Genomic DNA, 23,460 nt, shown 5'->3' on the forward strand with positions numbered 1-23,460 from the left:
AACATGAAACTTAGTATTGAAGCAACCGATAAATTGAAAAATAAAGATTTCCACTATGAGCTGACAGTCTCAAAAACATATATCGCCATAGTCTGTGGTACCGTGCTAGCCAGTGTAGCCTTGGTCGCATGGTTGAAGAAAAAATAAAAAAGCTTGAAGCATGGTCACTATAGAAGTGACTGAACTGCTTCAGGCTTTTAGTTTTCTTCATCTGGTCTATATTCAAGAATATCTCCTGGTTGGCAATCTAACTCCTTACAAATAGCGTCCAGTGTTGTAAAACGGATTGCCTTGGCCTTGCCTGTCTTAAGAACTGAAAGATTGGCTGGGGTAATACCAATACGTTCTGCCAGCTCACCCGAGCGCATCTTCTTCTTGGCAAGTTCAACGTCCAAATTGACAATAATCATAAGCCCTCCTAAATCGTGTACTCATTTTCCTCAGCAATGGCATTAGCCTTAGTCAAAATCATAGCAACAGCATAGAGAACAAAGCTAACTAGCAAATAACTGATATTAAAGAAACTATAACTATGGTTGCCTGTCCCAAATGTAAAGATACCATTATTGATAAAGGCTCCAAGAACGAGCAAATGCGCTGACCAACGAACCAACTTAGCATTTTTAGCGATAAAAATATCAGAACGATAAAGATTAATCAGAAAGACACGTAGGCACAACAAGAAGCCTATGTTGACTGACATACGAAGGAAATCAATGATTGCTGCAAAAAGCGTCAGACTAGTGCTACTACTTTTCACGGTAACTCCCGACCCAAGAAGCATACGTAAACCTTGTTGTAAGAGTCCTTCATGACCAGTCAGGATAAAGGCATCATTAAGAATGGTAATAACAAGGCTTAAAAAGCCCGCAAAAAGGAGGACATTAACGAACAAGAGAACACTACGCAGACGTTTTTGTTCTTGCATTTCCTGACGATTTTTAGCACTTTTAGCTGATCTCCAACCATAATAACTAGAGCCAGCCAAGGCTAGGATGATTAAAAAATAGAATAAGATAGTTGTCATGTGTTACCTCGATTGTAAATTCATTTGATTTCTTTGAGCATAGATTAGAAAAAGCCAAGGTGCCTCTAGGATCCCTTGACTTCATACTAAATCATGAGCTAACTATTAACAGTATCAATTATATCGAATATCAATATAAAATACTAGTTTATAGATAAGTTTTTACTACTTTTCAAATAAGATTCCTTCAATTATTTGACAGCTGTTTGTCCCTTACGAAGACGGACAGCATCACAAGCTAGAGAGACCAAGAGGAGCCAGACTGATGTGCTGAAGTCCACTACAAGGTGATTAGTCGTTCCCAACTGCAAGAAGATATTCAAGGCTGATGGCACAAAGGTTAAGAGAGCAGCCTTTTTCAATAAGAGAGAAAAATCTTCTGTCCAAAGTAACTTCCAAGTAAAGTCTTTAAGCTCTTTACGAAGGAGCCAAATCAAGGCAAGATAGAAGGCGAATTGTAACTCTGAGACTAGCCAGTAACCCCATCCAGAAAGGTAATGAACCTCAGCACCTGGGAAAAGATTAGTCACATCCACAAAAGGAAGGATAAGTAAAGCAAGCATTGCAAGACCGTAGATTGCCATAAGAAGAATAAGAACTACGTTGATGATTGATTTAAGTGTTTTCATGATAAGTATTTCCTTTATTAAATAGTTTTAGTGTATAATTTCTCTTTTTCGCGAATAAGATTATCTTTATCGAAAACTTATTATCGTTTATCGATAATTACATGTTACACTCTTTATTTCTCCTTGTCAACACATTTTTATCGTTTTTCGATATTTTTTATCTAAAAATCAAAAAATAAAAACCAGTCAAGAAAATCTCAACTGGTTAGCTTACTTATGTTAATCGCCTAGACTGGTCATTCTTCCGTCTAGACTTTTTATGAGTTTAAGAAGAGGGATTCTACGTTATGAAAAAAAGGAAAAAGGATTTTGGAAAATGAGGGATGAAAGTTGTAGAATATGGGTAAATTTGGCCTCTTCCTAGCATCAATACTAGTTTTGATAAACCTTAAAGTCTTGAGGATGCTTCTGGAAATTTCGGTTGTAGGTTACTTTAATTTTTACTGTCATTGTTATGTCCTCCTTTTTAGGAATGGTTTGGCCTAGCCAAAACGTTTTATTATCAAAACCTATCTCGTTTTGATGGTTTTATTATAGATTGCCTAACTTAAAGAAAGCTTGTAATAAGCTTGAAGGAAACTTAAAACTCTCAGTGAGTTTACTGAGAGTTTTTGTTATCATGGATAAAATAAGGTAAAACCTGCAAAATAAAATATAAGACCTATCATCGTAAGAAAGAAGGCATGGAAGATAGCAAAAAAATCGATTTTTAACCGCTTCTTTTCATTGGTTTCCTCCTCAGTCAAACTCACTTTGACTTCTCAAATGAGCTTCTAGCACCTGCCAATCAGGATTCTCACGCCAGTTAGGGTCAGATACAATTTGACTGGCCACGCGCCTTGCTTCTTCTAAGATATTGTAGTCTTCCACAATATCAGCCACTTGAAATTCAGGAATTCCTGACTGACGTGTTCCAAAGATTTCTCCTGAACCACGCATTTTAAGGTCCTCTTCTGCTAGAACAAAACCATCCGTAGTCTCACACATGGCCTGCATGCGTTTTTTTCCAGTATCATTTTTAGGATTAGCCACTAAAACACAGTAGGACTGCTTGTCGCCACGCCCTACACGGCCTCGAAGCTGGTGAAGCTGGCTAAGTCCAAAACGATCCGCATCCATAATGACCATAACCGTAGCATTAGGTACGTTAACTCCCACTTCAATAACTGTGGTTGATACTAAAATCTGAGATTTTTTATCCTTGAAATCTTGCATAATTTGGTCTTTTTCATCATTTTTCATCCGACCATGCATCAGAGCCACCGTAGCTGAATCGCCAAAAAACTCTGTGAGTTCCTGATGAAGGGCAACAGCATTTTTCAAATCAAGAGCCTCAGACTCTTCAATCAAAGGTGAAATAAAATAGACCTGAGCATCTTTTTCCAACTCACCCTTAATCCAAGCCAATACGGTATCTAGTTGCTCATGTTTAACCCAACGGGTAATAATGGGCTTACGTCCAGCCGGCATCTGGTCAATGATTGACACATCCATCTCCCCAAAGGCAGTGATCGCCAAAGTCCGAGGAATAGGTGTCGCTGTCATCATAAGGACATCAGGATTATCACCTTTCTCACGGAAAATACGACGTTGATTAACCCCAAAACGGTGCTGCTCATCAGTAATTACTAGCCCAAGCCTGTGATAAGTCACTGCATCCTGAATCAGTGAGTGAGTCCCCACGATCATCTGAGCCTCCCCAGATTCGATTTTGGAAAGAGCTACTTTTTTGTCCGTCGCCTTCATCCCAGAAGTTAGGAGCACTACCTCCAGCTCAGGAAAAAGCCCTTGCAAACTCTGATAGTGCTGCTCTGCTAAGATTTCCGTCGGTACCATGAGGGCAGCCTGCAATCCTGCCGTGTAGGCTGCATACATGGCAAGGCTAGCGATAACTGTTTTCCCTGAGCCCACATCTCCTTGTAAGAGACGGTTCATATGAGCACCAGATTTCATATCAGCTAGGATTTCCGATAAACTGCGCTGTTGGGCTTCTGTCAAGGGAAATGGTAATTCTGCAATTTTGGCTTTGATTTTGGCTTCATCGTAATCAATTGCTAAACCATTGGTTTCGGACTTATTCTCAGCCTTCAGCACCTGTAAGTTCATCTGGAAATAAAAGAGCTCCTCAAACTTGGTCCTACGTAGAGCCTGCTTATATTCAGCCAAATCTCTCGGAAAATGCATGGCACGCACAGCCTCTTGGCGTCCCATAAGACGATACTTGTCCATCAGCACCTGTGGGAGACTCTCCTCTAACAAATTCAAGGACCCACTATCAAAAGCTGCCTTTATAGCCTTTATCAGCTGGGCCTGACTAACACCCTGGGCCACATGATAGACTGGCTGCATATCGTCCTCAACTTGGGCCAACACTTTCATACCAGTCACAGCCGACTTCTTCTGGTCCCATTTGCCAAAAATAGCCACTTCTGCCCCCATCTCAATCTTGTCCACAAGATAAGGCTGGTTGAAGAAACTAATGGCAATCACTGCCTCTCCTTGCTTGATTTTAAAACTCAGACGATTACGTTTAAAGCCATAATACTGCACATTGGCAGGTGTCACCACCGTTCCCGTAATAACAGCCTTTTCGCCATCCATCAGTTCAAAGATAGATTTACTCTTAAAATCTTCATATCGGAAAGGAAAATAAAGCAAGAGGTCCCCAACCGTGTGCAAATCTAATTTGGTAAATTTTTCAGCGGACTTAGGACCAAAGCCTTTCAAATCCGCAATTGGTGAATCTAGTCGAATCATATCCTCTATCATTTCTATCGTGTTCTTCTCCTCGTGAAAGAGGAAGTCTTATCAGCTATTATAACACATACAAATGGTCTTCACTAAAATCAAAAAATCCAGTATCAAACTGGATTTCTCTTTATTTATATTAATCATAGCTACGAGGTACACGATCACTAAGCAAACAAAGAACTTCGTAGTTGATAGTGCCACGTTTTTCAGCCACCTCTGTCGCAGTGATGCTTGCTCCCCCATTTTCACCCATAAGAGTGACAGGAGTTCCTAGAGGATAAACCTTAGGAAGGCGAACAGTGATTTGGTCCATAGACACGCGACCAACAATAGGACAAAGCTGTCCATCCACAATAACATGGAAACCTTGTAAATCTCTGGTCCAACCATCCGCATAGCCAATCGGAATAGTTCCAATAACCTCATCAGCTGTCGTCGTATACGTTGCACCATAACCCACATCTTGACCTGCTGTCAGGGTTTTAACATGAACAAGTGCTGTCTCCAAACTTAAAGCAGGACGAATGTTATAGGGAAGGTCTAAAATACTGCCACTAGGATTGAGACCATAGATAACGACACCTAGACGTACCGCATTAAAGACCGTTTCTGCATGCCAGATACTCGTCGCAGAGTTGCTAGCATGTAACAAGCGAGGGCGGTCCACCAAGTTATTAACCAAATCCGTAAAGAAGGTCAATTGACGCTTGAATTTACTATCATCTGCCTCATCAGCCGTTGCAAAATGAGTAAAAATACCTTCGACATCGGCACCAAGTGACTTCAGACCAGCAATCAAGTTATCTGCGTCCTCTAGGTTACGTACTCCAATGCGTCCCATGCCTGAATCAATCTTAATATGACAGGTCAAACCAGTCAAATCAAGCCCTTGATCCTTAGCCATTTCCAACCACTCAAGCGAAGCTACCGTCAGAGTGATGTTTTCTTGAATAGCCAAAGGAACCTCGGCTGGCAAGACGACTCCTAAAATAAGTATCGGTTGCTCTAATCCAGCCTGACGGAGTTCAAGTGCCTCGTCTAGGTTGGAAACACAAAAACCATCTACCTGTTTAGACAAATGCTTGGCCACCGCAACAGCCCCATGACCATAGGCATTAGCCTTAACAACTGCAAAAGTCTTTACCTGTTTAGGAATGTGGCTAACCACTTGTTCAATATTTTCTGAAATTGCTGACAGATCAACCTTTGCCAAGGTTGGTCGATGTAAACTCGAAATCATAAGCTATCCTCTTCCAACATCTATCTCTTAGTTTTTTTCTAAAATAACACTTGCCTGAACAAAATCACCGCTATGGGAAATGGAGATAAAAACATTGCCTTCAAAAGGCGACTGAGTGACCACGGGAGCTCCCTTGTCATTGTTTAGAATTTCAATATCCTTAAAACCAACTGCTCCGATTCCAGTACCCCAAGCCTTTGAAAAAGCTTCCTTACCAGCCCAACGCCCTGCCAGAAATGACATCTGACGATTTCCAGAAAGGGACTCAAAACGCTCCCATTCTTTTGGTGTCAATACTTTCTTTGCAAAACGTGGGTTTCGGTCATAGGCCTTTTTAACTGCTGAAATTTCCTGCAAGTCTATACCATGTCCAAAAATCATAAACTATTTTGAAAGGGTAGCATGGATTTCATGAATAAGGTTAGCGGTTTTTTCCCAACCGAGACATGGATCTGTGATTGATTTACCATAAACTTCAGGTGTGTCTTGACGACCATCCTCAAGGTAAGACTCAATCATAAAGCCACGTACGGTATCCGCGATACGCTCATCCCACTCACGGTTAAGAAGGACTTCACGCACAATGCGAACTTGTTCCATGAAGTTTTTACCAGAGTTATCATGGTTAGTATCAACAAGAATAAATGGGTTTTCCAAATTAAATGCACTGTACTTGTCCAGAGCCTTAACCAATTCCTCGTAATGGTAGTTGACAATGTTTTGACCATTTTCATTGTTGGCACCACGCAAGATAGCGTGAGCGAGTGGGTTACCATCTGTTTTAACTTCAGCACCATTGTAAAGGAAATGCTGTTGGTTCTGCGCAGCATAGATACCATTAAACATGACATTCAAATTCCCTGACGTTGGGTTCTTCAAACCAATTGGCACATCAATACCTGAAGCTACAAAGCGGTGTTCTTGGTCCTCAACCGAACGTGCTCCAACAGCGTGGTAGCTAAGTAGGTCATCAAAGAAGGAAAGATTTGATGGATAAAGCATCTCGTCAGCGATTGGAAGGCCTGTTTCAGTAATAATACGTGACTGAAGGTGGCGAACCGCCTTAACCCCAGCAAGAAGATCTACATCACCCTCTGCATCTGGTTGGTGGATAAGCCCCTTATAACCGTCCCCATTAGTACGTGGTTTAGCTGTATAAACACGCATAACAATAAAGATTTTATCTTTCACTTCTTCCTGAAGTTTGGCCAAACGGTGAGCATAGTCAAGAACGGCTTCTTCGTTATCAGACGAACATGGACCAATAACCAATAGAATACGTTTGTCATCACCCTTGATAATTTTTGCCAAAACCTCATCATTAGCCTGTTTAGTTACTAGAGCATCTCCCGTAAGAGCATGCAATTTCCTTACTTCCGCTACATCAATCAGCGGACTATTTTGGTGAATTCCCATTTATTTCCCTCTCTTTGTGAAAAGAGAGCGAACCGCTTGGTCATCCAAACGGTTCACTCCCCATATATGGTTTCTGTTACCTTATTATTTTGACAAAGTATCGTGGATTTCACGAATCAATTCTTCTGTCTTATCCCAACCAAGACATGGGTCAGTGATTGATTTACCATAGATATCTGGCGCATCTTGACGGCCATCTTCAAGGTAAGATTCAATCATGAAACCACGTGCAACTTTGTTGATTTTTTCATTCCAATCACGGTTAATCAAGGTTTGACGAACGATACGGATTTGTTCCAAGTAACGTTTACCTGAATTATCATGGTTTGTATCAATAACGATGAATGGATTTTCAAGGCCCATTTGTTCATAGTGTTCGATTGTTTCAAGCACATCATCATAGTAGAAATTAGGCACGTTTTTACCATATTCATTCGTTGAACCACGAAGAATAACGTGTGCCAATGGATTACCTGAAGTTTCAACTTCTTCACCGTTAAAGAGGAAGTTTTGTTTGTTTTGTGCAGCGTAGATACCATTAAACATCACGTTAAGGTTCCCTGATGTTGGGTTCTTCATACCAGTTGGAACATCAATACCTGATGCAACAAAACGGTGTTGTTGGTCTTCTACAGAACGTGCACCGATGGCAATATATGACACAAGGTCATCTACCAAAGGAAGGTTTTCTGGGTAAAGCATTTCATCAGCAGTTGTGATACCAGTTTCAGTGATAACACGGTAGTGAAGATTACGCACAGCCTTGATACCATTGATTAGGTTTGGTTTACCTTCAGCATCAGGTTGGTGCACAAGCCCTTTATAACCATCACCATTTGTACGAGGTTTAGCTGTATAGACACGCATAACCATAAAGACTTTATCTTTCACTTCTTCTTGAAGTTTAGCCAAACGGTGAGCATAGTCAAGAACGGCTTCTTCATTATCAGATGAACATGGACCAATAACCAAAAGCGTACGGTCATCTTCACCCTTGATGATTGCTTCAAGCTCTTTATCACGAGCTTGTTTCTTGGCAAGGGCTTCACCTGTTAATGTCGTTGATTCTTTAACTGCATCAAAATCAATTTTTTCACTTACTGCTTTAAAAACCATAATAATTACCTATTTCTTTTTTCCTAAAATTGTTTACGACCGTGACAATTTTTAAATTTCTTACCAGAGCCACATGGACAGAAGTCATTACGACCAACCTTACTAAAGTCAATTTTTTGACCATTAGCATCTGCTTGGTGAGCCTGGATATTGCCTGTTGCTGTTGTTGAAACACGTTCATTCACATGTTCACGAGATTGTTCATGAATTTGTGCTTTCATCATTGTACGTGTCACATCATATTCAATTGCCCCAATCATATCTTGGAACATCTTGAACCCTTCAGATTGATACTCAACGATTGGGTTGTTTTGTGCATAACCACGCAAACCAACGGCATTACGTAATTGATCAAGGGCATCGATGTGATCCGTCCACTTGTTATCAACAACCATCAAAATCAAGACTTTTTGGAACTCACGGATAGCTTCCTCTGAACGCAATTTCTTGATTTGACGATCATAAACATCATCTGATAACTCATTCAAGTAAACTTTAATAGCTTCATAGTTAACACTACGTTTCGTTACCTCTCCCACTTCTTGTAAATCTTCAAGTGAGATGGCATTCTCAGGAACCAAGGCCTGACGTGCAAAATTCAAGATACCTTTAAGAGCTTCTTCTTGATCGTTGCGACTATGTCCATCAACCGTACGGTCAATAGTACGCTTGATCATAGCCTTGATTTCAGGTTCAAGGTCACGTTCTGCTGTAATAACATCATAACGCTCAGCGTAGATGATTTCACGCTGTTCACGCATAACATCATCATACTGAAGGACTTGTTTACGAGTATCGTAGTTATTCCCTTCGACACGTTTTTGAGCTGATTCTACTTGACGGGTCAACATACGTGATTTGATAACAATATCTTCGTCATCGGCGTTCAAACGTTCCAAGACATGCTTGATACGGTCAGAACCGAAACGACGCATCAATTCGTCTTCAAGAGATAGGTAGAATTGAGACTCCCCTGGATCCCCTTGACGTCCCGCACGACCACGCAACTGGTTGTCGATACGACGGCTTTCATGACGCTCTGTACCAATGACACAAAGTCCACCAAGGTCAAGAACACCTTCACCAAGTTTGATGTCGGTACCACGACCGGCCATGTTGGTCGCAATCGTAACGGCACCACGTTGACCCGCATTCATGATAATATGCGCTTCTTTTTCGTGGTTCTTGGCATTAAGCACTTCGTGAGGAATACCTGCGTCAACCAACATCTTAGAAATCAAGTCAGATGTTTCAACGGCAACCGTACCAACAAGGACTGGTTGCCCCTTCTCATAACGACGCTTAACATCTTGTACCACAGCACGGAATTTTGCATCCAAAGTTGAGTAAAGAAGGTCGTCATGGTCAATACGTTGAATTGGACGGTTTGTTGGGATTGGGATGATTCGCATGTTATAAATTTCACGGAATTCATCTTCTTCAGTCTTACCAGTACCAGTCATACCTGACAATTTCTTGTACATACGGAACATATTTTGGTAAGTGATTGAGGCAGAAGTCTTGGTTTCCTCTTGGACTGGTACACCTTCTTTAGCCTCGATGGCTTGGTGGAGCCCATCTGAGAAACGACGACCTTCCATGGTACGACCTGTAAATTGGTCAACGATAAGAATTTCTTGCTCAGGACTTACCACATAGTCGATATCATGCAACATGATGTAGTTGGCACGAAGGGCATTGTCAATATAGTGAGTCAAGGCAACATTGTCAATATCGTACAAGTTGTCCAAGTTGAAGAATTCCTCAGCCTTGTCAATACCTGAGTCATTCAAACCAATCGTTTTTGTTGGAATATCAATGGCATAATCATCCTCTGTCAAGGTCTTAACAAAGGCATCTGCACGATGATACAACTGGTTAGTTTCTGAACTTACAGGACCTGATACAATCAATGGCGTACGAGCTTCATCGATAAGAACCGAGTCAACCTCATCAACCAAGGCATAGTTCAATGGACGTTGTACCATGTTTTCCTTACGAACAACCATGTTATCACGAAGATAGTCGAAACCTACCTCTGAGTTGGTTGAGTAAGTGATGTCACAGTTATAAGCTTCACGTTTTTCAGCTGGTGATTTAGCTGAAAGGTTAATCCCTACTGACAAACCAAGCCAACTATAAAGCTCACCCATTTCAGTCGCATCACGCTCTGAAAGGTATTCGTTAACGGTGATAACGTGTACACCTTCACCTGAAATAGCATTCAAGTAAACAGGCATTGTCGCAGTCAGGGTTTTCCCTTCCCCTGTACGCATCTCCGGTACGTCACCATGGTGAAGCACAATACCACCCATAATTTGCACACGATATGGGAAAAGTCCAAGGACACGTTTCGCTCCCTCACGAACAACCGCAAATGCCTCTGGCAAGAGCTGATCTAGACTTTCTCCGTTTTGATATCGTTGTTTAAATTCTTCTGTTTTTGCCTGAAGTTCTTCATCTGAAAGAGCCGCCATTGCATCAGCATAGCTCTCAACTTTCTTGGCAGTTTTTTCTAGTTTTTTAATTTCGCCTTTATCATTTTCAATGATTTTGCGTAATATATTTGCCATCTTTTTTCCTTTCGACAGTCTTTATCTCCATATTTTACCACAAATGCCCCTTTTAAACAAGAAATCACTCAAGTATTGACGAAGAAAAAAGCCCCATTTTAAAGGCTTTCACAACAGATTAGCAAATAAACTAAAGCTTCTTTATTAGATTCACTGAAAATATCGACAATAACACTTCAAGGCTATTTCTCAGTGATTTCTTGATTCTCTAAGAAATCCTCAAAGTCATGTAAGAGATTTTCAAAGGCCTGTTCAAAGAAAGCTCTATCACTACTACTATAAGCCTTCATAATCATAGGACTGGCCTCAAAATCCACGTAAAATTCGTATTCCAGAACACCATTTTCCCAGTAAAATTTGATGCTAGGGGAAGCTGTTTTTTCACCACACATACCAGGAATTGCCCGTTGCAAACCATAAATGTGGTCTCCATAGTCTTTCAGACGATAATAAGCTCCTTCAAAATAGTAGGATTTTCCAACCTCAATACGCTCAAAAAGAGCTGATAATACTTGTTCATTACTCATACTCAAGCCTCGTTAGGATGATTAACAATCATCTCCAATTTTCCACTATATGATAAAAGATACACCATTAGGATGAGCAGAGATTACCCAGTATTCTCCAGTGTGTACACTAGGAATATCATAACCAAACTCTGTCTTAAGTCGATTATCTCCCCATATTTTTTCATGCATTGGCGAATCTAAAAGTAAAGGTTCCATTACATCCTCCTGTATAGAGCAAAACGCCTTAAGATCATGTCTTAAAGCGATTTTACATATTTGTGTTATTTGCGTGAGTATTTATCAGCTACATCTTTGGCAAGTGCAAAGTTACCAAGTGTCGCAGAGCCATTACCTGAAACAGCCGGTGTCACAATATACTCAGTCACGTCTGGCACTGGAAGGTAACCATTCAAAAGAGTTGTGAATTTTTCACGAACACGACGAAGCATGTGTTCTTGTCCCATAACACCACCTCCAAAGACGATAACCTCTGGGCGGTAGAGCACAGTTGCTTGGACAGCAGCTTGAGCAATGTAGTAAGCTTGGATATCCCAAACCTCAGAGTTTTGCTCAATCAATTCACCACGAATACCTGTACGGGCTTCAAGCGATGGACCAGCAGCCAAACCTTCCAAACATCCGCGGTGGAATGGACACGTTCCATTAAATTCATTAGCAACATCATTTGGGTGAAATGGTACATAAACGTGACCTGCCTCAGTATGACCTAAGCCACCAATGAATTCTCCATTTTGAATAGCACCAGCACCAATACCAGTTCCGATAGTGTAATAAACAAGACTCTTAACACCTTTACGAACAAGTGTTTCACCATAAGCAGATGAATTCACATCAGTCGTAAAGTAGAAAGGAATATTGAACTCTTTAGCAATCAAACCAAGAAGGTCGACATTTGACCAATGTGGTTTTGGTGTTGAAGTCACAAAACCATATGTTTCAGAGTTTGGATCAACATCAATTGGACCGAATGAACCAATAGCGATTCCAGCCAATTGGTCTTCATAACGTTTGAAAAATTCAACCGTACGATCAATGGTTTCATAAGGTGTTGTTGTTGGGAATTGAGTTTTTTCAATGACTTGGAATTTCTCATCACCAACAGCACAAACAAACTTTGTACCACCAGCTTCCAAGCTTCCGTATAGTTTAGCCATATGTAAAGCTATCTCCTTTTATGATCAATAATAACTATTTATACTATTATAAAGAAAAGCTAGGCAAAAGACAATCTAAATGAGACCTTGTTTAAGGAGGCACAGACTACTCTGCTTCATACTTTTCTTTATGAGCTATTTAACTAAAAAAGCCGAATTGGATTCGACTTTTCTAGCTTATTATTTAACTGCGATGAAGTCAGCACCCTCAGCAACTGAACCAGTCGCTACTGATGAAACATCTTCGAAGTCTGCAGTGTTTGTAACGATAACCATAGTTGTATCGTCAAGACCTGCTTCAGTGATAACTGAGCTATCGAAGGTAGCCAAGACATCACCTTTTTTAATGCGTTGATTTGCTTGAACTTTAGCATCAAATCCTTTACCGTCAAGTGAGACAGTGTCGATACCGATGTGGATAAGTACTTCAGCACCTTTATCAGATTTAAGACCGTAAGCGTGACCTGTTGGGAAGGCAATTTGCACTTCACCGTCAAATGGTGCAACAACTTGGTTCCCTGAAGGTTTGATAGCGGCACCTTTACCCATAGCTCCTGATGAGAAGACTGGGTCATTTACATTTTCCAAAGCTACAACTTCACCTTTAAGTGGTGCAGCGATTGTTTCAGCTTGCAATGCAACTGGAGCTGATTCTGCTGATGCAATATCTTCAGCAACAACTTCTTTTTGGGCTTCAACTTCTTCCTCTTTGTAACCGAAGATCCAAGTAAGAGCGAAACCAAGAGCAAGAGTGACAAGTACCATAAGAACATACTTAAGTACTTGACCGTTAAGGTAAAGAAGTGTACCAGGAACGATTGTTACACCAAATCCTGTACCAGCAAGGTTAAGGATTGATGCCAACCAACCACCAGCAGCACCGGCGATAAGACCCATGATAAATGGTTTACCGAAACGAAGGTTAACCCCAAAGATAGCTGGTTCAGTGATACCAAGTACCGCTGAAAGAGTTGCAGGGAAAGCAAGTGCTTTCAATTTAGCATCTTTAGTTTTTACACCAACTGCAAGTGTCGCACCAGCTTGTGCAGTCATAGCAGCTGTGATGATTGCGTTAAGTGGGTCTTTACCTGTATTAGAAATAAGGTTAGCTTCAAGCAAGTTGAAGACGTGGTGAACCCCTGTAACGACGATAACTTGGTGAATACCACCTAGAACAAGACCCGCAAGACCAAATGGCAAGGCAAGAATCCACTCTGTACCAGCAAGAACGTAGCTCTCAACAGTATGGAAGACAGGACCAATAATAAAGAGGGCCAAAACTGACATTACAGCGAAGACGATAAGGGGACGTAAGAGAAGGTCAAGAACATCTGGAACCCATTTACGAACCCATTGCTCGAACTTAGCACCAAGCAAACCTACAAAGAAGGCTGGAAGGACTGAGTTTTGATAACCTACTACTGGAATGAAATCAAAGAAGTAGATTGGTTTAGCTGCACCTGATGCAACGTCCCAAGCATTTGGAAGAACGTTGTTAACCATCATCAAACCAAGAACCAAACCAAGAAGTGGTGAACCACCAAAGACGTTAAAGGCTGACCAACAAATCAAGGCTGGGAAGAAGGCGAAGGCTGTATCTGTCAATACAACTGTGTAAGTGTAGAAATCAGTAGCAGCAAAAGCTTTTGATGTTGTACCGAACAAACCAAGAACTGTATCGTTATTGATTGCTCCACGGATACCCATGAAAAGACCTGTCGCTACGATAGCTGGAAGCAATGGAACGAAAACGTCACCGAATGAACGGATGGCACGTTGGAACCAGTTTCCTTGTTTAGCAGCTTCAGCTTTTTGTTCGTCTTTAGATGCTGTTGGAAGACCTTGAGCAACGACTTCGTCGTAAATCTTGTTAACAGTACCTGTACCAAAAATGATTTGGTATTGACCTGAGTTAAAGAAAGCACCTTGAACTTTTTCAATATTCTCAGCCTTTTCTTTATTGATTTTGTTTTCATCTTTAACCATCACACGTAGACGAGTCGCACAGTGAGCAACACTGTTAACGTTTTCACGTCCACCGAGGGCATCGATGACTTCTTTTGCAATTTGTTTGTTATCCATTTGCAAAATTCTCCTTAATAAAATTTGTTTTTGAAAGCGTTTAGCTTTTCTTTACGGTAACTATTTTAGCATCTTTCTGTCATATGTCAACCGTTTAGCATATTTTTTATTTTTTTATGATAAATCGTTGATTTTTCTAGGTAAAACGTTTACTATATTACTAACAAATAGATTAGGAGATCCCTTTATATGAATCTACCAACAGAAGTTCGTTACCGTCCATACGCGGATTGGACAAACGAAGAAAAAACAAAAATTAAAGAAAATGTTGCTAAATCACCTTGGCGCGCAAGCTACCATATTGAACCAGAAACAGGGCTTCTAAATGACCCAAATGGTTTTTCTTACTTTAATGGTAAGTTCCAACTTTTCTACCAGAACTGGCCGTTTGGAGCAGCTCATGGTTTGAAACAATGGGTTCTCACTGAATCTGAAGACTTGGTTCACTTCACAGAAACTGGTGTTAAACTCTTGCCAGACCATGAAAATGATAGTCATGGGGCCTACTCAGGTTCTGCTTATCAAATTGGTGATAAACTCTTTATCTTCTACACAGGGAACGTTCGTGATGACAATTGGGTTCGTGACCCACGCCAAATTGGTGCCTGGATGGATAAAGACGGTGAAATCGAAAAATTCGATAAAGTTCTTATCAAACAACCTGCTGATGCTACTGAACACTTCCGTGACCCTCAAATCTTCGATTACAAGGGACAATTCTACGCTATCGTAGGTGCTCAAAATCATGATAAACAGGGTTTTATCAAACTTTACAAAGCAGTTGATAATGATGTCGAAAACTGGGTTGAAGTTGGAGACCTAGACTTTGGTGGCACTGGCTCAGAGTACATGATTGAGTGTCCAAATCTTGTCTTTGTAGATGGCAAAGCTGTTCTTCTTTATAGCCCACAAGGTCTTGATAAAGCTGAACTTGACTACGGTAACATCTACCCTAACACTTATAAGATTTTCCAATATTTCGATGCAGAGAAACCTGCCCTCGTTGATGGCACACCAATTATCAACTTGGACTACGGATTTGAAGCGTATGCGACTCAAGGCTTCAATACCCCAGATGGTCGTGCCCTTATTGTTAGCTGGATTGGTCTTCCAGATGTGGACTATCCAACTGACAAGTATGACTACCAAGGGGCTATGAGTTTGGTTAAAGAATTGTCTATTAAGGATGGCAAACTCTACCAATATCCAGTCGAAGCCATTACAAGCTTACGTGCTAGCCAAGAAGATTTCTCTGAAAAAACGTCAACAACTAACACTTATGAGCTTGAACTTAACTTCGAAGCTAACTCTCAAACTGAACTTGTCCTCTTTGCTGACCAAGAAGGAGATGGCTTGTCACTTACGGTTGATACTGAAAATGGAAAAGTCATCCTTGACCGTTCTAAAGCTGGGGAGCAATATGCCACTGACTTTGGTACAAGCCGTGAATGTACTCTTGAAGCCGGTCAAACTGCAACCGCAAACATCTTTGTAGACAATTCAATCGTTGAAATTTTCTTCAACAAAGGTGAAAAAGTCTTCACTAGTCGTGTCTTCCCAAGTGCAGAACAAACTGGTATCAAAGTGTCATCAGGAAACATTTCTGGGCATTACTTCGACTTAAAATACTAAGGTGATTTATGGTCGCAAAGCTTACTGACGTTGCCGAACTTGCTGGTGTAAGCCCAACCACAGTTTCTCGCGTCATAAACAAAAAGGGCTACCTCTCACAAAAGACCATTGACAAGGTTCACGCTGCTATGCATGAGCTAAACTATAAACCTAACAACTTGGCTCGTGGTCTTCAAGGAAAATCAGCCAAACTCGTTGGCTTGATTTTCCCAAATATTTCCAATGTATTTTATGCTGAACTTATTGAACGTCTTGAAGATGAACTCTTTAAGCAAGGCTATAAAACCATTATTTGTAATAGTGAACACGATCCTAACAAGGAAAAGGACTATTTGGAGATGCTTGCCGCCAACCAATGTGATGGTATCATCTCGTCTAGTCACAACCTTGGTATTGAAGATTATGAGAAGGTTGAAGCTCCTATCATTGCCTTCGACCGTAATCTCGCTCCAAAGATTCCTATTATCTCATCTGATAACTTTGAAGGAGGAAAATTAGCCGCAAAAGCCTTGGTCAAGGCTGGTTGCCAGCGCATTGTCATGATTACAGGTAATGATAATTCAGAATCTCCAACTGGACTCCGTCAACTTGGGTTCAATTACGAATTGAATAAGCACGGTATTGTCTGCCCTGTCCCAAACGATTTATCTCTCATGCGACGAGAATTGGAAATCAAATCTATTATTTCTCGTGAAAAACCGGATGGTATCTTTGTCTCAGATGATTTAACAGCTATCTTAGTTATGAAAGTAGCTAGACAACTAGAACTTTCCATCCCCGATGACTTAAAAATCATCGGTTACGACGGTACTGCCTTTATCCGACACTTCTATCCAGAGCTAGCAACCATCCAACAGCCTTTGGATGAAATTGCTAAACTTTGTGTCGAAATTCTTTTGAAGAAAATCAAAGGCGAAATAGTCAGTCGTGATTATGTGCTACCAGTAAATTTGATTTCTGGTGGCAGTATATAAATAAAAGTCGCAAGAAATCTCCGTTTGCGACTTTTTCCTTGTTAAATTTGTAGAAAAAAGAAGTTGAAACAGTGCTCAACTTCTTTTGCTTATGCTTCGTCTGTCACGAACTGACTAAGAACACCATTAATGAACTTAGCAGATGTTTCATCAGAATATTTTTTAGCAATTTCAATAATTTCATTGATAGCCACACGTCCTGGTGTTTCTTCAAAAGACGTGATTTCATAAAGTCCCAAACGAAGGAGAGTACGATCTGTCACAATCAAACGTGAAAGACTCCAACCTTCTTTCAATTTTTCTTCAATTTGACTATCAAGTTGAGCCAACTCTTCACGGACGCCTGTTACTAGGCTAAGGAGAAAAGCTGGTACATCAACTTCAGTTTCTTCGTCAATTGGCTTGTCATAAGTGTAAGCGAAATGTGCTTGTTCCAGAGCTTCACCACCAAATTCAAGAGCAAAAAGCGTTTGAAAAGCACGCTCACGAAGGTCACGACGTGAATCTTTAAAGATATTAGTCATTCAAAAAATCCTCGTTAAACAATTCAGCCAAGTCCGGTTTTTGCGACTTTTCAGTAACAATAGATTCAACGTGAACGTTGACTTCTGAAATTGCCACTTCTGCCATATCATAGACAGCTGCTTTAACAGCCTTTTGAATCTCAATTGAAACCGCAGGCACATTAACTCCATACTGAAGAGAAACGTAGATATCAGCGTTTACTGTACCATCTTCCTCAGTTTGAAGATAAACACCACGTCCCAAGCTTGTTTTGCTGAGACTATCTGTAACGTTTTTGTTTTGAAGGGCGTAAACACCGTCCACTTTAGTTGCAGCGATACCAGTAATCACTTCAAGAACACGAGGGGCAATCACGATTTCACCGATATTTTCTGTAGTCATCGCATAGTTCCTTTCCGTTAGTTTGGAAAATAAAGCTTTCTAACCAGTGGTTTGAAAGACTTAGTTAGGCTTAGGCACGTGATACGTAAGTACCTTCAGCTGTGTTGATAACCAATTTTTGACCAGCTTCGATGAAGTCTGGAACGTTAACCACAAGACCAGTTTCAAGTGTTGCAGGTTTACCTGAACCTGTAACTGTTGCACCTTTGATTGATGGTTGCGTTTCAGTAACTGTCAATTCAACAGTTGTTGGTACTTGCACACCGATAACTTCTGTTCCGTAGAATTGGATTTTTACGTCTGAGTTTTCAAGGATAAATTTCAATTCTTCTTGGACGTTGGCTACTGGAATTTCATATTGGTCATATGTTTCAGTGTTCATGAAGTATGCAGTATCATCCATTTGGTACAAGTATTGTGCTGGTACTGTTTCGATGATTGCTTGTTCAAATTTTTCTTCTGGACGGTAGCTAGTGTCAAAAGTTGAACCTGAGCGAACATCACGCAATTTCATACGCATGATTGTGTTACCTTTACCAGGTTTGTGGTGGCTAGCTTCAAGGACTTTGATCAATTTGCCATCATTTGTTACGAAAGTCATACCCGCACGGAGTTTACTTGCTTCAATCATTATTAAATACCTCTTTGTAAAAATTATTATCAGTTTATTTTACCATAAATGACAGCATGGCTCAAATGTTTTATAGAATCAGAGCTAATCATTAGGCTTTTCCAAGGAGAATCTAGTCATCCATTCCCAAGTGTACCTCTGGAACATCATGTTGCACATAAGAAACTCCCTTTTGTTCCATCAACTCAATCGCAAAGGCATGGGGGCGATAATTAGCCTTATAAGTAATCTTAACAATGCCAGCCTGCAGGAGAGCTTTGGTGCAGTTGATACAAGGAAAATGCGTCACATAAATCTCTGTATTTTTGGTAGAAATCCCCTCTTTGGCACACTGGATAAGAGCGTTCATCTCCGCATGGACCGTACGAATACAGTGACCATCTTCCATGTAGTGACCAACCTCATTACAGTTATCTGTCTCAGAGACTCCACCGTTATAACCTGTAGCAATAATGCGGTTGTCCTTGACCAAAACAGCACCAACAAAGGCACGGTCACAGGTAGAACGTTTAGAAATCAGCTCTGCATTAGCCATAAAATAGTCTTGCCAAGATAGACGGTTTGACATAAAATATTCCTCCAAATCTTAGAGTACAATCAATCCCTTAGGTGCAAGAGTAATCAATTCGCAACCATTTTCAGTAATAATGATATCATCTTCAATACGAACACCATATTTATCAGCCAAATAAACACCTGGCTCGTCCGTCAAGACCATACCAGCTTCGATGGTTTCATCAGAATTACCAAAGTAAGGAATCTCGTGAATATCAAGACCGATACCATGTCCGATACCATGTGTAAAGTAATCACCGTACCCTGCTTCGACAATAACATCACGCGCAACCTTATCATAGTCACGACGTGTCATGCCAGCCTTAGCCGCGTCAATCAAGGCCTGGTTAGAACGTAAAACGATATCATAAATTTCACGCTCCTCATCAGTCGTGTCACCAATGTGGATAGTACGAGTCATATCGCTAACATAGTGATTGTAGTAACAACCAAAGTCCATAGTCAAGGTCTCACCAGATTGAATAACCTTGTCTGAAGCAACACCGTGAGGCATAGCTGAACGGTAACCTGAAGCAATGATAGACTCAAAGGAAATACCTGAAGCTCCATATTCACGCATACGGAAATCTAGGAAGTTAGCCACTTGTAGTTCTGTTGTTTGACCTGGTTTGATAAAATCAAGCACATCTGTAAAGGCACGGTCTGAGATAGAACAAGCCTTACGGATAGTTGCCAATTCTTTTTCGTCCTTGATCATACGCAACTCTTCCATGAAGTTACTTTGTGGCGACAAAGTATAGCCTTCAAAAATCGCTTGAAGACCTTGGTAGTAAGCAAATGACACCTGATTATCAAAACCGATAGTCTCAAGGTTATCAGCCTCGACAAATTTAACGATATCTTTTAGTGGATCCTTACTTTCGATAATATCAAAGCCGTGTACAGATTGTTTGGCAATAAGCGTATAACGTGAATCTGTTAAAAAGAGACGACGATTTTTCGTAATGAAAACAGTCGCATTTGTCCCCCAGAAATCCGTCAAATAGTAAATATTATTTTGTCCTGTCACCAACAAGGCATCAAGGCCTGATTGGGCAAGTTTAGCATCAAATCGCTCAAGTCTACGTTGCATTTGAATGACTCCTTTGGTATTTTAGGTTAATTATACCAAATTCTCAGATTTTAAAGGACGAAATTGATACTTTATCGTGTTTTTTTGATGGCATTAAGAAAAAGCCAGATGAAACTCTGACTTTATTAGCACTACACATAGGCTCGCTTTTCGTAGATAATTGGCGCAAAGAGGAGCAAAACCAAAGTCCAAGCAAACAAAACAAAGGCTTCGCGAAGACTGAAGAACTGTTGACCGCTAGTAAAGACTGCTCGCATAAAGCTAAATGGCACATAAGTCATCAGCTTAGTCATGGTATCCCCTAAACTAGCCAAATAGAGCGTAAAGAAAGTCATTCCTGTTACACCAAAATAGGTCGTTACAAAGGCTGTCAAGGTATTTTTTACAAACAAGACAAGCAAAGAGGAAATCATATAAATAAAGGCTCCATAAACTAGGAAATCAATATAGATGTTTCTAATATAATCCCACAAAGAAAAATCTACATGTTGCACAGAATACTTGTAGAAGGCCAACTCCAAAACCAAGATAGTAGCAGCAACTATGGACAACACAAGGAAACTTAAGAGTTTTCGAAGAATAACCTCGCGTCCAGATAAGGAAGACACCCGAATCATATTAATTGTTCGATTCTGAAATTCTCGTCCAAGACTAGATACTGCTAGATAAGTAAAAACGATATCCACGATAAAGGAATAACTGGCAATAATCGCTGATGGCCCAAGATAATCTCCCTTATAGCCATCACATAAGATTACAATTGCACCAATCAAGGCTACCAATCCGAGACAAATAAAGACACTCCTCGTCACACATTCCTGCTGTAAAAATACGGTTCTCAATTTACTTTTCATTGAATAGCACCTCACTTAATCCTTCTTTTTCATAAGTAAAAGGAATTCCCTCCCGATCCATAACCTGCTTAACAGCTGCTAATCCTTTGACTAAGATGTCATGCTTTTGTCGTTCAAAAGGTATACCATTTAATTTGAACAGAGACATTAATGACTTCAAACTTAAATCCTCAGTATAAATCTTGTATTTGACATTATCACTATCATCTAAGTAAATCAGCTTATGATTCTTCAACAAATAGTTTTTCGTACAAACCTGCTCAAGATTAGACAAGATATGACTCGAGATAATAAAGGTTAGACCATGATTTTTAGCTAACTTTTTAATTAATGTGAGAAGACTGTTGATTCCATTAGGATCCAGACCATTTGTAGGCTCATCAAGAAGGATGAGTTCATCTGAAGCAATTAAGGCGATAAACAACCCCACACGTTGCTTCATTCCCAAAGACAATTTGGAAGCCTTGCGTTTAAGATAGGCTGCCACCTCCAACTCGTCCTTATAACGGTCAATCAATGCGTAATCTTTACTGTACAATTTACAATAGAATTTAAGATTAGCTTCAACAGTCATGTTAGGATATAGGGCTGGGGCTTCAATCAAGGCTCCTACAGTTTTTGTTTTTAAGTCAATAATATCCTTGGGTCCTGCCAAAATACCTGAAACTAGTTTCATCAGGGTTGTCTTCCCTGCACCATTATTACCAATCAAACCGGCAATATCCCCCTTCTCTAACGTGAATGAGATATTATCCAAAACGGTTTGCTTTCCAAAACTATAGGTTAAGCCTTTCACCGCTAGCACTGTCATGTATTTACCTTTCTTTGTTTAAATATATTTCTAATATAAATCTTTAACATCCAAGTGAATAGTTCACTTGGACGATGAAAACTTATAATGCTTATTCTTTTTGACTCTCATGAAAATAAGAGTTATTTAATAACCTGCTATCTTATTTTTCTCAGTTTTAAAATCTCAACTGCAATATAACTTACTTGTCCAACTCCATAACCAATGTCATATGCTACATTTCCACCAACAATTTCAGAAAGCTTATCAAAGGTTAAAGAATCAAATCTATTCATCATTGTATCCATATATATTTCCCCTTAACCTCTAAACCCATCTACAAATCCACGACCAAAATCATAAACCGTGTGGGTAACTACTCCGACTCCATATCCTACAGATGAGTAAATACTTCCACCAACTACAACTGCTAGATCTTTAATATCAATTTTTTGAAATGTATTTTTCATGTTCTCTCCTATTCTTTATTTCATTGACTTCGACTACCTACCACGCTTGACGAAAACCTTTTACAAATTCGTTAATAACGTACTTACCATATTTAACTGGATTGAAACCACCACTGATTTGCTCTAAATCATCATTGGACAACACCGTAAATAATTGTTTTTCTTCTAACATTACAAAGCTCCTTTCTAAATAAAATTCTAAAGTTAGCTCTCTCACCAGCTCTTAGCTACTAAGTCCAAGCTATGACTTCATTATAAGAGCTTAACAAGATAAAAAATAGTGACATTTATGTCACCAAAGACTGAAGAAAAAGTCCATTTTGGACAATTTGCTTCAGTCTTTTTCTTTTACTAGAAAAAGAGAAAAACTCTTAAGAATAGCGTTAAAACAGCATTTCCATGAGTTTTCGCTAAGTGGTACCCAACCGACAAAATGACAATTTTTCTATTGCTAGTGGGGTTTGTCTACGTTCTGTAGTGACATAAATGTCACCATTCCATAGAATTAAAGGTAAAAAGAAAAGGCTAAGCAAATAAACTCAACCTGAGACTATAGTAATCAACAGAGAAAATCATTTCTCCTTGTCCTTACCCGCTACTCTAAGCGCAAACAAAGAAAAAGCTAGCGAAAGTGTTGACCAGACGAGACAATGGTCAATAAAGGCAACGCCTTCGTTGAAACTTAGCGTAGCATTTATCATCACAATAAATAGCCAGACAATCACGATAACAATGCTTAAACTTCTAATAAGATTATTCTTCTGTTTATCCATATTACTCTTTCCCATATTTGGTACTCATGGTAACTTCTAATCGCCATAAGGAGGTTTTCTTTTCAACCACCATTTGTTCCAACCTAATCGTTCAGGCAAGGTTTGAGGTCTAGATACAAAACCACCCCCTGTGACATTTTCTAAGGTTTCAGCATTGAGCTCTTCACCATATGCCTTAGTTCGCATTCTTATTTCTCCTTTCTTTTCAAAAATAAATACAGCAATAACCACTTGGACTATACAAGATTTAGTCGTCTTGGGGAC

At 40.0% G+C, this 23,460-nt stretch carries 27 protein-coding genes and 1 pseudogene; 3 read left to right on the forward strand and 25 right to left on the reverse strand.

From position 1 onward, the window contains the following. Nucleotides 1–3: 3 nt before the first annotated feature. Nucleotides 4–147 (forward strand): hypothetical protein, encoded by a 144-nt coding sequence (locus tag RDY04_RS06330; RefSeq protein WP_004183437.1) that lies wholly within the window; start codon nucleotides 4–6, stop codon nucleotides 145–147. A gap of 50 nt (nucleotides 148–197) precedes the next feature. On the opposite strand, the gene RDY04_RS06335 is transcribed toward RDY04_RS06330, so the two are convergent. From RDY04_RS06335 to RDY04_RS06395, 13 genes and pseudogenes are all read right to left on the reverse strand, one after another. After that, nucleotides 198–410 carry a helix-turn-helix transcriptional regulator gene (locus RDY04_RS06335; RefSeq protein WP_002884695.1) on the reverse strand — a complete coding sequence of 71 codons (213 nt, stop codon included), beginning with the start codon at nucleotides 408–410 and terminating at the stop codon, nucleotides 198–200. Between the two features lie 8 nt (nucleotides 411–418). Beyond that, the gene (locus RDY04_RS06340; protein WP_303950003.1) at nucleotides 419–1,027 is read right to left on the reverse strand and encodes a DUF2975 domain-containing protein; all 609 of its coding nucleotides are present in this window, start codon (nucleotides 1,025–1,027) and stop codon (nucleotides 419–421) included. Nucleotides 1,028–1,218: 191 nt separating this feature from the next. Beyond that, nucleotides 1,219–1,656 carry a hypothetical protein gene (locus RDY04_RS06345; protein WP_303950004.1) on the reverse strand — a complete coding sequence of 146 codons (438 nt, stop codon included), beginning with the start codon at nucleotides 1,654–1,656 and terminating at the stop codon, nucleotides 1,219–1,221. A 738-nt stretch (nucleotides 1,657–2,394) separates the two neighbouring features. Next, complete coding sequence (recG, locus tag RDY04_RS06350; RefSeq protein WP_303950006.1) at nucleotides 2,395–4,425, reverse strand: ATP-dependent DNA helicase RecG; 2,031 nt, start codon at nucleotides 4,423–4,425, stop codon at nucleotides 2,395–2,397. A 118-nt stretch (nucleotides 4,426–4,543) separates the two neighbouring features. Next, on the reverse strand, nucleotides 4,544–5,647 hold the full coding sequence (gene alr, locus RDY04_RS06355) for an alanine racemase (RefSeq protein WP_303950008.1): 1,104 nt from the start codon (nucleotides 5,645–5,647) through the stop codon (nucleotides 4,544–4,546). A 27-nt stretch (nucleotides 5,648–5,674) separates the two neighbouring features. Beyond that, entirely contained in the window at nucleotides 5,675–6,028 is a 354-nt protein-coding gene (gene acpS / locus RDY04_RS06360) for a holo-ACP synthase (RefSeq protein ID WP_303950010.1), read from the reverse strand. A gap of 3 nt (nucleotides 6,029–6,031) precedes the next feature. Further along, nucleotides 6,032–7,063 (reverse strand): 3-deoxy-7-phosphoheptulonate synthase, encoded by a 1,032-nt coding sequence (locus tag RDY04_RS06365; protein ID WP_303950012.1) that lies wholly within the window; start codon nucleotides 7,061–7,063, stop codon nucleotides 6,032–6,034. An 84-nt stretch (nucleotides 7,064–7,147) separates the two neighbouring features. Next, entirely contained in the window at nucleotides 7,148–8,179 is a 1,032-nt protein-coding gene (locus RDY04_RS06370; RefSeq protein WP_303950013.1) for a 3-deoxy-7-phosphoheptulonate synthase, read from the reverse strand. A gap of 23 nt (nucleotides 8,180–8,202) precedes the next feature. Then, entirely contained in the window at nucleotides 8,203–10,752 is a 2,550-nt protein-coding gene (secA, locus tag RDY04_RS06375) for a preprotein translocase subunit SecA (RefSeq protein ID WP_303950015.1), read from the reverse strand. Nucleotides 10,753–10,934: 182 nt separating this feature from the next. Continuing rightward, complete coding sequence (locus RDY04_RS06380) at nucleotides 10,935–11,279, reverse strand: hypothetical protein (protein WP_303950017.1); 345 nt, start codon at nucleotides 11,277–11,279, stop codon at nucleotides 10,935–10,937. Nucleotides 11,280–11,330: 51 nt separating this feature from the next. Beyond that, a pseudogene (locus RDY04_RS06385) lies at nucleotides 11,331–11,477 on the reverse strand (type I phosphomannose isomerase catalytic subunit); the annotation flags it as partial. A 65-nt stretch (nucleotides 11,478–11,542) separates the two neighbouring features. Beyond that, a complete protein-coding gene (gene scrK / locus RDY04_RS06390; RefSeq protein WP_295494682.1) occupies nucleotides 11,543–12,436 on the reverse strand; it encodes a fructokinase ScrK in 894 nt (297 codons plus the stop codon). 180 nt (nucleotides 12,437–12,616) lie between these two features. Continuing rightward, on the reverse strand, nucleotides 12,617–14,518 hold the full coding sequence (locus tag RDY04_RS06395; protein WP_295494679.1) for a sucrose-specific PTS transporter subunit IIBC: 1,902 nt from the start codon (nucleotides 14,516–14,518) through the stop codon (nucleotides 12,617–12,619). Nucleotides 14,519–14,707: 189 nt separating this feature from the next. On the opposite strand from RDY04_RS06395, the gene RDY04_RS06400 reads away from it, so the two are divergent. Then, on the forward strand, nucleotides 14,708–16,150 hold the full coding sequence (locus tag RDY04_RS06400; RefSeq protein WP_303950019.1) for a sucrose-6-phosphate hydrolase: 1,443 nt from the start codon (nucleotides 14,708–14,710) through the stop codon (nucleotides 16,148–16,150). An 8-nt stretch (nucleotides 16,151–16,158) separates the two neighbouring features. Beyond that, on the forward strand, nucleotides 16,159–17,124 hold the full coding sequence (locus tag RDY04_RS06405; RefSeq protein WP_303950021.1) for a LacI family DNA-binding transcriptional regulator: 966 nt from the start codon (nucleotides 16,159–16,161) through the stop codon (nucleotides 17,122–17,124). A gap of 89 nt (nucleotides 17,125–17,213) precedes the next feature. On the opposite strand, the gene nusB is transcribed toward RDY04_RS06405, so the two are convergent. The 12 genes from nusB to RDY04_RS06465 form a co-directional block, all read right to left on the reverse strand. After that, a complete protein-coding gene (gene nusB, locus RDY04_RS06410) occupies nucleotides 17,214–17,648 on the reverse strand; it encodes a transcription antitermination factor NusB (RefSeq protein ID WP_002884506.1) in 435 nt (144 codons plus the stop codon). Further along, a complete protein-coding gene (locus RDY04_RS06415; RefSeq protein WP_003094107.1) occupies nucleotides 17,641–18,030 on the reverse strand; it encodes an Asp23/Gls24 family envelope stress response protein in 390 nt (129 codons plus the stop codon). The genes nusB and RDY04_RS06415 overlap by 8 nt, the downstream gene beginning before the upstream one ends. 70 nt (nucleotides 18,031–18,100) lie before the next feature. Then, complete coding sequence (gene efp / locus RDY04_RS06420) at nucleotides 18,101–18,661, reverse strand: elongation factor P (RefSeq protein ID WP_002891830.1); 561 nt, start codon at nucleotides 18,659–18,661, stop codon at nucleotides 18,101–18,103. Between the two features lie 112 nt (nucleotides 18,662–18,773). Next, complete coding sequence (locus tag RDY04_RS06425) at nucleotides 18,774–19,229, reverse strand: deaminase (RefSeq protein WP_295494667.1); 456 nt, start codon at nucleotides 19,227–19,229, stop codon at nucleotides 18,774–18,776. 18 nt (nucleotides 19,230–19,247) lie between these two features. Continuing rightward, a complete protein-coding gene (locus tag RDY04_RS06430) occupies nucleotides 19,248–20,309 on the reverse strand; it encodes a Xaa-Pro peptidase family protein (protein ID WP_303950026.1) in 1,062 nt (353 codons plus the stop codon). 131 nt (nucleotides 20,310–20,440) lie between these two features. Continuing rightward, a complete protein-coding gene (locus RDY04_RS06435; RefSeq protein WP_303950027.1) occupies nucleotides 20,441–21,163 on the reverse strand; it encodes a hypothetical protein in 723 nt (240 codons plus the stop codon). Then, complete coding sequence (locus RDY04_RS06440; protein WP_303950029.1) at nucleotides 21,153–21,974, reverse strand: ABC transporter ATP-binding protein; 822 nt, start codon at nucleotides 21,972–21,974, stop codon at nucleotides 21,153–21,155. Before RDY04_RS06440 ends, RDY04_RS06435 begins: the two co-directional genes overlap by 11 nt. A gap of 137 nt (nucleotides 21,975–22,111) precedes the next feature. After that, nucleotides 22,112–22,261, reverse strand: coding sequence for a hypothetical protein (locus tag RDY04_RS06445; protein WP_303950031.1), 150 nt, complete (start codon nucleotides 22,259–22,261; stop codon nucleotides 22,112–22,114). Nucleotides 22,262–22,273: 12 nt separating this feature from the next. Further along, the gene (locus RDY04_RS06450) at nucleotides 22,274–22,423 is read right to left on the reverse strand and encodes a hypothetical protein (protein WP_181950364.1); all 150 of its coding nucleotides are present in this window, start codon (nucleotides 22,421–22,423) and stop codon (nucleotides 22,274–22,276) included. 37 nt (nucleotides 22,424–22,460) lie between these two features. After that, entirely contained in the window at nucleotides 22,461–22,595 is a 135-nt protein-coding gene (locus RDY04_RS06455; protein ID WP_037599086.1) for a bacteriocin, read from the reverse strand. 400 nt (nucleotides 22,596–22,995) lie between these two features. After that, entirely contained in the window at nucleotides 22,996–23,196 is a 201-nt protein-coding gene (locus RDY04_RS06460) for a hypothetical protein (RefSeq protein WP_303950034.1), read from the reverse strand. Between the two features lie 36 nt (nucleotides 23,197–23,232). Then, a complete protein-coding gene (locus tag RDY04_RS06465) occupies nucleotides 23,233–23,382 on the reverse strand; it encodes a hypothetical protein (protein ID WP_303950035.1) in 150 nt (49 codons plus the stop codon). Nucleotides 23,383–23,460: the final 78 nt, after the last annotated feature.

The sequence above is a fragment of the uncultured Streptococcus sp. genome (assembly GCF_902463925.1).
Taxonomy (GTDB): domain Bacteria; phylum Bacillota; class Bacilli; order Lactobacillales; family Streptococcaceae; genus Streptococcus.